At 46.9% G+C, this 12,092-nt stretch carries 9 protein-coding genes; all 9 read right to left on the bottom strand.

Annotated elements, in window-relative coordinates; genetic code table 11:
• The coding region (dnaJ, locus tag P8O70_00710) for a molecular chaperone DnaJ (GenBank protein MDG2195404.1) at positions 1-785 on the bottom strand (785 nt) is incomplete at its 3' end.
• A 30-nt stretch (positions 786-815) separates the two neighbouring features.
• Entirely contained in the window at positions 816-2,738 is a 1,923-nt protein-coding gene (gene dnaK / locus P8O70_00705; GenBank protein MDG2195403.1) for a molecular chaperone DnaK, read from the bottom strand.
• 39 nt (positions 2,739-2,777) lie between these two features.
• On the bottom strand, positions 2,778-3,383 hold the full coding sequence (gene grpE, locus P8O70_00700) for a nucleotide exchange factor GrpE (protein ID MDG2195402.1): 606 nt from the start codon (positions 3,381-3,383) through the stop codon (positions 2,778-2,780).
• A gap of 6 nt (positions 3,384-3,389) precedes the next feature.
• Positions 3,390-4,469, bottom strand: a complete 1,080-nt coding sequence (hrcA, locus tag P8O70_00695) for a heat-inducible transcriptional repressor HrcA (GenBank protein ID MDG2195401.1) — start codon at positions 4,467-4,469, stop codon at positions 3,390-3,392.
• A 141-nt stretch (positions 4,470-4,610) separates the two neighbouring features.
• Positions 4,611-5,810, bottom strand: a complete 1,200-nt coding sequence (locus tag P8O70_00690; GenBank protein ID MDG2195400.1) for a hypothetical protein — start codon at positions 5,808-5,810, stop codon at positions 4,611-4,613.
• Positions 5,807-7,261, bottom strand: a complete 1,455-nt coding sequence (locus tag P8O70_00685; GenBank protein ID MDG2195399.1) for an AarF/ABC1/UbiB kinase family protein — start codon at positions 7,259-7,261, stop codon at positions 5,807-5,809. The genes P8O70_00690 and P8O70_00685 overlap by 4 nt, the downstream gene beginning before the upstream one ends.
• Before the next feature lie 96 nt (positions 7,262-7,357).
• Positions 7,358-9,802 carry an endopeptidase La gene (lon, locus tag P8O70_00680; GenBank protein ID MDG2195398.1) on the bottom strand — a complete coding sequence of 815 codons (2,445 nt, stop codon included), beginning with the start codon at positions 9,800-9,802 and terminating at the stop codon, positions 7,358-7,360.
• Between the two features lie 82 nt (positions 9,803-9,884).
• The gene (gene htpG / locus P8O70_00675; GenBank protein ID MDG2195397.1) at positions 9,885-11,765 is read right to left on the bottom strand and encodes a molecular chaperone HtpG; all 1,881 of its coding nucleotides are present in this window, start codon (positions 11,763-11,765) and stop codon (positions 9,885-9,887) included.
• A 121-nt stretch (positions 11,766-11,886) separates the two neighbouring features.
• Positions 11,887-12,092 (bottom strand): hypothetical protein (locus tag P8O70_00670; GenBank protein ID MDG2195396.1); only part of this gene is annotated, 206 nt, incomplete at its 5' end.

The raw sequence follows: 12,092 nt of genomic DNA, 5'->3' as shown, positions 1-12,092 counted from the left end.
TCAGATCCATCCCGTTCGAAGATCGGATGTTTCTTCACACGAATCACAACGTAGAGGTCTCCCGGAGGTCCCCCATCAATCCCATGTTCACCCTCACCAGAGAGTTTGATTCTGGAATTGTTATCTACCCCCGCAGGAATGTTGATTCGAATGGTCCTTGTTTTAGGAACACGCTTTTTACCACGACAGGTTCCACAAGGATTGCGAACAGTTTTTCCCTGCCCACCACAAGAGCGGCAGGTTGTTGCGACACTAAAGAAGCCCTGCTGGATTCGCTGTTGGCCTGTCCCGCTACAGACCCGACAGACTTCTATATCGGATTCTGATTTAGCCCCTAGTCCCCCACATGTGTCGCAGGTTTCCATTCTCGGGATATCCACTTCAGTCGAATGCCCAAATGCGGCTTCCTCGAAAGAAATCTCCATATTGTATTGGAGATCCGAACCACGTTCACCGCGGCTACGTTGACCCCCAGTATTTCCGAAGATATCTCCGAAGAGATCTCCAAAGATGTCGCTGAAACCACCGCCACTGAAGCCACCGCTAAAACCATCTCCCATACCTTCAGCAGCATGGCCGAATTGGTCATAGCGAGAACGCTTCTGAGAATCACTCAGAACCTCATAAGCTTCAGTTGCTTCTTTGAATTTCAGTTCAGCATCTGAATCACCCGGATTACGATCTGGGTGATACTTCATGGCCACTTTTCGGTAGGCCTTCTTCAGGTCTTCCGGGCTAACGTTTTGGGAGACCCCTAGTACTTCATAATAATCACGTTTGGCCAACGGGGCCTCCTTCCTGAGGATGCGAAAAGATTACTTTTTAACTTCCTCGTACTCTGCATCAACAATGTTGTCGTCTTCTTGCTTGCTGCCTGAACCACCACCTTGGTTTTGATCATCGCCCGGCTGATCTGAATCAGATGGGTTTGCTGCTGATTGACTGTAAAGCAACTCAGCAAGTTTGTGGGATGCTTGGGTAAGTGCCTCGATGTCACTGCGAATAGCCTCAGGATCATCTCCTTCCAAGCTCTTTCGAAGTTGCTCACTGACAGCGGTGATTTTCTCTTTGTCTGCTTCTGGGAGCTTATCGCCAAGTTCTCCCATCGTCTTCTCTGTACTGTAGAGTAGTGTCTCAGCTTGATTCCGAAGTTCTGCCGATTCACGACGATTTTTATCGTCATCAGCATATTGTTCTGCTTCCTGAACCATACGTTCTACTTCTGAGTCAGAGAGACCGCTGGAGGAGGTGATCTTGATTGCTTGCTCCTTACCAGTACCAAGGTCTTTGGCACTGACATTGACGATGCCGTTGGCATCAATATCAAAGGTCACCTCAATTTGAGGCATTCCTCTTGGAGCCGCTGGGATACCAACCAATTCGAAACGGCCCAGGGTCTTGTTATCACCTGCCATTTCGCGCTCACCTTGCAGCACGTGAATACTTACCGCAGGTTGGTTGTCCGCTGCTGTTGAAAAGACTTGGCTCTTGCGGGTAGGAATCGTGGTGTTGCGCTCTATCAACTTGGTCATTACTCCACCGAGGGTCTCAATGCCAAGTGAGAGAGGTGTGACATCCAACAATAGAACATCTTTGACGTCACCTTTAAGTACTCCACCTTGGATTGCTGCACCGATTGCAACAACTTCATCTGGGTTGACACCCTTGTGAGGCTCTTTGCCGAAAAATTCCTTCACGATCTGCTGGATCTTGGGCATTCGCGTCATTCCACCGACTAGAATCACCTCATCAATATCCTTGGCGGTACAGCCAGCATCTTTAAGTGCGTCTCTGCATGGCCCAAGACATCGCTGGACCAGATCATCCACCATTTGTTCAAAGCGAGCTCGGCTAATTTTCAAATTCAAGTGCTTTGGACCATTCTGGTCTGCAGTGATGAAGGGAAGATTAACTTCCGTTTCAGTGCTGGAAGATAACTCATGCTTCGCTTTTTCGGCTGCTTCCTTCAGACGTTGGAGAGCCATTTTGTCTTGGCGCAGATCTATGCTGTTTTCTTTTTTGAATTCATCAGCCAGGAAGTTGATCAATCGGTTGTCAAAGTCGTCTCCACCAAGGAAGGTATCTCCGTTGGTTGATTTGACTTCAAAAACTCCGTCTCCGATTTCGAGAATAGAAACATCAAATGTCCCTCCGCCAAGGTCGAAGACAGCTATCTTCTCATCTGATTTTTTGTCCAGGCCATAAGCCAATGAAGCCGCAGTGGGCTCATTGATGATCCTGAGTACGTTCAGGCCAGCGATTTTACCTGCGTCTTTTGTGGCCTGACGTTGGCTGTCATTGAAGTAGGCTGGAACAGTAACGACTGCGTCGGTGATCGTCTCACCAAGATAGTCTTCAGCAGTCTGCTTCATCTTTTGCAGAACGAAAGCTGAAATTTCAGGTGGAGAATAGCTCTTACCATCAACGCCTATGTAGGCCAGATCATTTGCTCCACCTGTAATCTCAAAGGGAGCCACAGATTTCAATCGGCTGACTGCTTCTGTGTTGAACTTTTGGCCCATCAATCGCTTGGCGCTGAATACGGTTCGCTTTGGATTCGTAATGGCCTGTCGTTTCGCAACTTGGCCTACCAGACGCTCACCACTGTCATTGAAGGCAACCATGGATGGGGTGGTGCGGACGCCTTCTGAATTTTGGATTACCTTGGGATCACCGCCTTCCATCACAGCGATACAAGAGTTGGAAGTTCCCAGGTCAATTCCAATTACCTTTCCCATAGATCAGACTCCTTTGAGTTTTTGGGGTTCTTCAAATATTCAGGGTTTTTCAGCGACGCGTACCATGGCTGGCCTCACTACTCGATCATGGAGGTAGTAGCCAACTTGGAATACATCCAGAACATGATTTTCTGGAACTTCGTCGGTTTGCACCATGCCCACTGCCTGATGGCAGTTGGGATCAAATGGCTCACCCTGAGGCTCTATGCGGCTCACACCGAATTTATTGAGACTCTCCTGCATCATACGATTCACCATTTCAATGCCCTCTATCATGCTGTTAGAGGCGTCTTCTTGCTGCTGAGAATGAGCGAGTGCTCTTTCTAGACTGTCAACGGCCGGTAATAACTCTCGAATCAATTCCATATGATGATACTTTAGTCGATCAGCTTGCTCCCGAGCCATTCGCTTGCGGAAGTTATCCATTTCTGCGTGCTGACGAAGGAGTTCTTCTTTCAGAGTAGCAACCTGCAGCAGGGCCTCGTTCTCTATTGCAGAAACTTCTTCCTCGTAAGTATCTAGCTCATCAGATTCTGATGATTCATCAACTGTAATCGGTTCTGATTCTTCTGAGTTGATAGAGGTGTCGCTATTTTCTAGCGGTTCTTCAATATTGCTCCCTTGTTCAGTATTTTCTTTGTTCATTTATTTTCAATCACAGAATGACGATTGTTGGGTGATGGTTTGTGAGAGAATCCTTGCTGTAAAATCAACTACGGGGATCACTATTTGGTAATCCATGTTGGTGGGCCCAATCACTCCGATGGTACCAAGGACGTTGTTTTGATCACTATACTGAGCCTTGACCATCGTACAGTCTTGGAAGCTCTCCAACTCATTTTCGATCCCAATGTAAATTTGGATGCCATCGGCTTCCACAGTGGAATCGAGCAAATTCATGATCATCGACTTGTGCTCGAAGGCGTCCATCAATCCACGGGCACTGTTCAGATTTTTGAAGCGCTCACTAAAAATCAGGTTGTGCTGGCCTTCAATATAAACCTCCGGAGCAACCTCTAATTCGAAAGCCTTTTTCCCCAATCGAACGGCTTGGGCTAACAAGCGGTCGTAGCGTTCCTTATCTTCTACCATGCTTTCGAGGATCTGCTGTCTAATCTTGTGAAGACTTCGATTGTGAAACTGTTCGTTCAAGAAACTTGAGACTGTGTTGAGAAAGTCCTGCGACAGATCCTCTGTGGTTGCAATGATTTTATTCCGTACTTGGCCGTTACGAGTTACCAGAACAACCAAAATCTGTTGCGAACTCAGGCGAATAAACTCTATTCTCCTTAGAATGCTCGTCTCAACTCTTGGAGAACTGGTTAAGCAGACAAATTGAGTTAATCCTGCAAGCAGACGGGTCGTACTGATCAGAAGATCCTCGACCTGATTCATCCCGCCTTCCTGAGTTGCCTCCTGAATCCTTTTCTGGAGTTTGCGAGTCAGTTGGTTGGCTACAACTACTTGGTCAACATAAAACCTATAAGCTTTGTCAGTGGGGATCCGGCCCGCGGAAGTATGCAACTGCATCAAGAAGCCCATGTCTGAGAGATCAGACATGATGTTCCGAATCGTCGCAGGGGATAGCCCCATCTCCAGCGTCTTTGATAGGGAGCGTGACCCGACTGGTTCGTTACTAGTTATGTAACCTTCAATGATCCCGCGCAAGACTCGTTGGGTACGTTCGTCAATCGACTCCTTGGTCTCCAACCGTTGAACCGTTTTCGACATAAAGCTCCCTCAAGTAGCTTATTAGCACTCATCAGCTGATAGTGCTAATAGTTAACATTCGAATGGATGGTTGTCAAGGGAAATGACGGGAATAGGTGATGTTCTCCGTCGAAGTTTTTAGTGGACAAAGTCCATTGGTTTTCAGAGTTCTGAGAGTCCCAACAAATTTCGAAAGGTCTCTGGATCATCTAATTTTCTTTCCAGCCGTCTACGAAATTGGGGGAAGGAGATTCGATGGCTGCTTTCCACTTGGAGATCTTGGCTGCTGTAAACGCGAGGATCCAAATTCTGATCAATCAACCACTCCAGCCAACTGTTGTAATCCTGATATAAATCATCTGGAGGCAGTTGGAATCCAGTCGAAGTTTCTTTGATCTGCTCTGTAAACTCCAATGCCTCATCTTCCTCAATTTCTGGTATATCCGGAGTTAATCCAGGCATCTTAGTCGTGGGTGGTACTGGTGAAAAACCCGTTCTGTAGTGCAGACGAAAAGTCTCTAGCAGATTATGCAACCTATCTGTGGAAGCAACCCTTCGCTCCAGACGATGAGAAAACTGGAGAAACGAAATCGGTCGGGAGCTTTCGACTCTAAGGTTTTCTTCTGAAAGTTCCTGAACATTCAGCTCAATTGAATAAAGATGATCGCACCATTCATTGAAACTAAGATATGCTTCGTCCAGTGGCCTTGCAGGGAAAGCGTTATTTTCATCGAAACTTTCTGGAACATAGGTCTTAGGTTTTAGCTCTGGAGGTGGACGAAAACGTAGCTCATTTTCCAGAGTTTGGCTCATCATCGGAGTGGAAGGTGTTGAAGGAGGAACTTGTGGAGGTGACTGTTTGAGAGGACTCCCACCAGGTAGTGGAGGTGATGGCATCGGAACACGCCTAGGCTGCTGGATGGATTGTCGCTCAATTTGCTCCAGTCGACTTTTCACCTTATCGACTTCCTCTGCAAGGCGCAGTAAAGCCTGGTGAGTGCCAGCTAGATTTTCTTCAGTGAGATACTTATGTTGTTCAGGTTGCCCAGCCGTGGATTTTGTTGAAGTGAGGCTAGATGAAGTCCAATCAGTTGGGAGCAAAAAAAGACTATGTGCTTCCACCCAGTTTGGGGTAGTCAGCTTACTTTCCCAGTCGGGTAAGCGAGCCAGCGCAGTTTCACAGAAGTGTAAAAATGTCTGATAGTTTAATTGATCTCCGGGGGACACCTTTTCTGGTCGGTCCACTCTCAGAGGACACTGTATTTGTTCCAACCATTTGATCCACTCCTGCCAGGTCTTCCGAGATTCCTTTCGCTGCCAGTGTTCGATCAGTCGGTTTTCCAGTTGATCAAGAGCCTTCATGATGCCTTCCTTGCAACTTCCCTCATCAAATAAATAGCCAACTCCTGAAGATCAACTTTCACCCGATACTGTTTTAGAAGGCCTCCGATCGAAATAAGAACTCTCCCCATCAGTACAAAATTATCAGGGATTTTTACCTCTGCCCTTCTCATGATACGCATATGAGTTTCCATCTGGCTCAGCCCTGCAAATTCAGCGGGATCTCTTTCGAAAAGTAATTTTAGCAGTAATGGACCGTTGGGGACATCAAATCCAGCCTTGCGCAATAATGAATCAAATTCTGATTGCTGACGGTTGAAAAGTGCCACCAAGATATTTCTGTAGGCTTCACATTCGGAGTCCCTCATCTGACCGACAGCACCAAAATCTAGCAGAGCTAACTTCCCTTGAGGAGTTACAAAGAAATTTCCAGGATGAGGATCTGCGTGGAACAAGCCGGTGACAAAGATTTGCTTGATGAAACTCCGTACCAAAGATTGAAGTAGTGGCTCAGCAGCATTGGGTACATCACTGAGGAAATGCCGAAGAGGTTGCCCCTCCACAAAGCTCATAACCAATACTTCTTTACTCAGGAGATCAGGAATCAGTACTGGAAACACCCATTCCTCTGCTTCATAAAGAGCAAGGAATTTTGTTAGGTTTGCTGCTTCATGGTAGTAGTCTAATTCTTGCCGAATACTCCTGCTCAGCTCTTCCACGGTCTGTTCAACATTCCAACCTTCTGCCCAGTGTTGAAGCAAGGGTGCGATGCGCTTGAAAAACAACAGGTCTGCTTCAATCTTCTCTGAAGCATCCGGCAATTGAATTTTCAGTGCGACAAGAGATCCACCTCTTGTTTTTGCTCGGTGAACTTGCGCAATGGATGCTGTTGCTAACGGTACTGGCTCAACGTCATCGAATCGCAGTTTCCAATCGGCACCATAACACTGGAATAGCTGTTTTTCGATCTCTCCCCAGGACACGCTTGGAGCTTGATCCTGAAGCTCTGCTAGTTGATCTACATAGGTATCTGGGAGCCAATCTCCTTGACAGCTTAGGAACTGGGCGGCTTTTATCCAAGCACCACCTTGTCTGCGGCAAAGCTCAGCCAGTTCGGTAGCATTCTTCTGATGAAGGGACTGAGTTTCTTCAGTAATTTCGTGGGACTCTAATACAGGAAGGCGGATTTTCTGAAATGTGTAGGTCCGAGCTGCAATACTGAGGAGTGTTTGGCCAGCATCAAAATAGCGGCTTCCATGAGAATACCACTGGTTCAGGTTGTCTGACTGGCTGAGTAGTTGTCGGAAAGCTGCAGGGGCATCTGTCTGCATCCAGTCAAGAAAACCATCTCCCCAGCCCTTCCATCGTTTGGACCATTCCTCAGAGATATCGGCTTCATCTGCCCAGTCAGAAACAGTTTGATGGGCTTTGACCAGCCAACGGTGGGAATCACGGAACCAGTTGTCTGCCATTGACCCAAAATTGGTTTATGAGGTGAGCCTCAGGTTGCTAGAGCACGTTAAATGATAAGTCTTCTAGCAAAATTGCGATGCTAGGGGAAGCACAGTTTAACAGGAAAGTTTGTAGTCCAGTGTCAACAGGGCAACTTCTCGGAAGTGTTTGACGAAATGGATTGTCAAATTTTTACGCAAGTGTGCAGGAAGTTCCTCGAACTGCGAACGGTTTGCTTCTGGAAAAATCAGTGTATTGATCCCTGCGAGCTTTGCTCCAACGACTTTTTCTCGAACACCACCGATGGGGAGGACTTGTCCGCTGAGGGTTAATTCTCCAGTCATTGCAATAGACGCTGGAACAGCTTGTTGGATGGCGAGTGAAAGTAGGCTGGTGGCCATGGCTATTCCAGCGGAAGGGCCATCTTTTGGCGTTGCACCCTCTGGAACATGCAGGTGGATCGTGTTTTTCTTGAAGAATTGCATCTTGCCCGGAACTTCACGCAGTAAGGATTGTACGTAGCTATGGGCTATTGATGAGGATTCTTTCATCACATCCCCGAGTTGCCCTGTCAATTTGAATTCTCCTGAGCTCCCGTTGAGCATAATTGATTCAATGGGCAGAGTTGAACCTCCGGTTGGTGTCCAAGCAAGACCCCGCACAACTCCAGGCAATTCCAAGCGCTTGTAGGCATCTTCAGGATACTCAGGCTGTCCCAAAAAATTGTGAAGCTGCTCACGCTGGATGACAACTTTCTGCTTGTCTCCCTTGGCTACGCGCATTGCCACACGTCTTGTAATGGACCGAAGTTTTTTCTCCAGATTGCGAACTCCGACCTCACGGGCATATTCCACGGTCAACTGCTTCAGTGTCTCTTTAGGTAGCTCAAGATTTTCTTCAGTGAGTCCATGATCGGGAAGGATTTTTGGAATCAGATGACGCTGGGCGATCTTCAATTTTTCTTCGATTACGTAACCTGACAATCGCAGAATCTCCATCCGATCAATCAATACTGGTGGAATGGTGTCTAGGCTGTTAGCTGTGGCTACGAAAAGTACGCTTGATAGGTCAAAACGCAGATCAAGATAGTGGTCGAGGAATTCTTTGTTCTGCTCAGGGTCGAGTATTTCTAAAAGAACGGAGTAGGGGTCTCCTCGGAAACTCCGACCAGCTTTGTCCAATTCGTCCAGCATGATCACTGGATTCACTGTCTTGGTAGTCCGTAAGGCTTGGATCAGTCGCCCAGGCATGGCTCCAATGTATGTTCGTCGGTGCCCCTTCAATTCATTTTCATCACTCATCCCGCCAACGGAGAAGCGATAAAATTCTCGACCCAGCGCAGAGGCAATTGATTTTCCAAGTGATGTTTTTCCAACACCCGGGGGGCCAACAAGGCAAAGAATCCCACCTCGCATTCCACCTCGAAGTTTGCTGACTGCAATAAACTCAAGAATGCGTTTCTTTACATCATCCAGACCGTAGTGATCTCGGTTGAGGACACGCTCTGCTTGGGAAATGCCAAGCTTGTCTTTCGAGTAGACTCCCCAAGGTAAAGAGGCAATCCAGTCCAGATATTGATGGACGATTTGAGATTCAGGTGAAGAATCATCAATGAATTCATAGCGTCCCAATTCCTGGATCACCCGTTCTTTTGCTTCCTCAGTGAGTGTCAATTCCGAAAAGCGTTCTCGAAAACGATCCAACTCCATCTGTTTGCGATCTTGCTCTAACCCTAATTCATATTTAATTTCCCGAAGTTGTTCTCGTAGAAAAAACTCTCTTTGATGCTTGGAGAGCCTCTCATCAATTTTCTGGCTGATCTTCTCTTTCAGCAAACTCAGGTCATATTCCTCCCGCAGCAACAGCAGAGTCTGCTCCATTCGCTCTTGGATATCAAGGGTCTCCAGAATTTTTTGCAGGGCCTTGCTTTTAGCGTTAGTCATCGAGGCAGCCAAATCAGTCAGCTTGATGGGTTCGTCTAGATTGACCTGGGAAAGTAGGTGATGCATCTCCTGAGAGAAGGTTGGATTATGGGGAATCAGTTCCTTCAAGGTAGATACTATGGCAGCTGCAGAGGCACGCAACTGCTCTGTCATTTCAGGGGGTGCTTCTTCGATGTAATCTACTTCAGCACTGTAGTGCTGATCATCCGGATAAAACCTCCGGACCTTGAACCGCTTCAGAGTGCTCAGCATAAATTGGCAGCTCTCATCTGGCAATTCCACCCAGTGCAGGACGTACGCAACTGTTCCTACACGGTGAAGTTGAGAAGCAGACTCGATTTGACGTTGCTCTCCCTCCTCATCACTTTCGTTGGGTTTAGCCATCACGAGGCCGATGATTTTTTCTTCACGGATTTGATCACGAATCCAACGGCTGACCATACTGTCAGCACCAACCATCGTCAGAATTCCAGGGAAAATTGGACGATGATAAACCGGAAAGATTGGAATGCGATCAGGTAGATCAGCTACCGTGATGACCGTTCCTTCCGAATCAACAAGAAGAATCCGATCTTTTTTGTTGGCTTGGTTGCCATTGGCGGCTTTCTTTCGAGCCATTTTCTCGGTTGGCTAGAGTTAGTAAGTCAGAGAGAACAAATTAGTGAAGCGTTCTCTCTGTAATCAGATTTGAGGATCTGCTTCAGGAGGTCAGTTGATGAGCTGTCGCAGCTTCCATGAAGTTATAGAGATCTGGCAGAAGTTCTGTGGGATTGTCCAACAGACCTTCCACGAGCATTGCACTACGGAAGAGCTGTTCCACGGCTTGGCCAAAAAATTCTGATTTGGGATTTTCCTCAGTCAGCTTCGCTAAATTCTGCAAGATCGGGTGTTTCAGATTAACTTCCAAATTGCGTTTGCTGATCTGATATTCCTCATTGACCATTTTCATCATACGCTCCATATGAGCGCTCATGTTTTCCTGAGGATTGACAAGGGAGCAAGGGCTATCTACCAGTCTCTTGGACGCAATCACATCTTTAATTCGGTCGCCAAGCTGTTGCTTGATCTTGTGGAGCAGAACTTCTCTCTGCTCTGTACTCATTTGAGAGGTGTCTTCGACAGGGTCTGGTACATCAATATCTGCCTGGGAGATGCTCTTGAAGGCTTTCCCATCATAATCTCGCAGTTCATTCATCAAGAAATCGTCGATGTGATCATGCAGAAACAGCACTTCTAAGCTTTGCTTACGGAAGTACTCAAGATTCGGATGATGTTGTAAGGATTCTCTAGACGGCCCCACAATATAGTAAATCTCTTTTTGCTCATCACGCATCCGACTCACGTAGTCTTTTAGAGAGACATCAGCCATAGCTCCTTCACTCAATGAAGAGTTGAAACGTAGCAGGTCCATGAGCTTACGGCGGTTACCGAAATCAGCTGAGACTCCCTCTTTCAGCAGTACACCAAATTCCCCCCAGAACTTGTTGTAGGACTCTGAATTATTGTCAGCGAGTGTTTGAAGTTCTTTCAAGAGCCGTGTGGTGAGGCTTTTCTTGATTCGTTCCACCAATGCGCTCTGCTGAACACTCTCTCTGGAAACATTGAGGGGGAGATCTTCAGAGTCAACCACTCCTTGAACGAAGCGTAAGTAGGGTGGGAGAAGACCATTATGTTGAGGTTGGATCAGCACTTTTTGGGCATAAAGGGCCAAGCCTTTCCCCTCGCGTGCATAGAGCACTTCATTGGTGATCTTTTGTGGAATGTAAAGCAGAGCGTAGTACTGAATCGGAGCATCAATCGACAAGTGTAGATGCTGCAGGGCAGGCTGATGATCGTAGCTAATCTGCTTGTAAAACTCTTCGTAGTCCTTCTGGCTGACTTCCTCTTTAGACTGTGTCCAAATCGCAGTCACTTTATTGATGGTCTCTCCCTTGAGTTGGATGGGGTGAGGGACATAATTGGAATATTTGCTGACGATCGATTTCAGTCGATATTCATTACAGAATTCTTTGGCCTCATCTTTCAGATGTAACACGATCTTGGTTCCACGCCCTTCCTTGCTAGCAGGTGCGAGTTCATACTGACCACTCCCACTGGAATTCCATGACCAAGCTTGGCTATCGGGACCCCAAGATCGGGTTATTAGCTCCACCTTATCGGCTACCATGAAGACTGCATAGAAACCGACCCCAAATTGACCAATGAGATTCTGGACTGCTTGTTTGGATTGTTGAGCCTCCCTCAAAAATTTGAGAGTTCCTGAGCTGGCTATGGTTCCCAGGTTTTCGATCAATTCTTCGCGAGTCATCCCACAACCAGTATCCTCAATAGTGATTGTTTGCCTGTCTTCGTCAAAGGATAATTCGATTTGCAGGGATGCATCCGGATTTAGCAGTTGGTCTGCAGAAGTGAGCGCGAGGAACTGAACTTTACTCAACGCATCTGCAGAATTCGACAGCAGTTCCCTCAAAAAGATCTCTCGCTCGGTGTAAAGTGAGTGTACGAGAATATCGAGCAACTTCTGCATCTCTGCCTGATACTCATGTACCTCAGGTTGTGGCGTGGATTGGGCTGGGCTCAAGGATTCTCCTTAAAATCTATAATGAAAATAAGCTGATGGTGAGTCGGCATTGCGACAAAAGAAGTAAACTTAATATTATAACAAACGATCTTAGAAAGAGAAAGTCACTTTGCAGGATAAATCAATCAGATGTTGGCAGGTGCTCCTGGATCCAATCGGGTACCGGGACTGGTTTTTCCTGCCTGATGCAAACCAACTCAATCACTGCTTTGACAAGAAGTTGTTGATTAGAGGAGCGTATAATGTTTTGTAGAAATTGAACACGATAGGGGCTGGTCAGGGTGGGTTGTGTTTGCACTTCTAGGCGATCTCCCAAAACGGCGCCAC

The sequence above is a fragment of the SAR324 cluster bacterium genome (assembly GCA_029245725.1).
Lineage (GTDB): Bacteria > SAR324 > SAR324 > SAR324 > NAC60-12 > JCVI-SCAAA005.
This window is presented reverse-complemented; position numbering and strand designations above follow the sequence as displayed.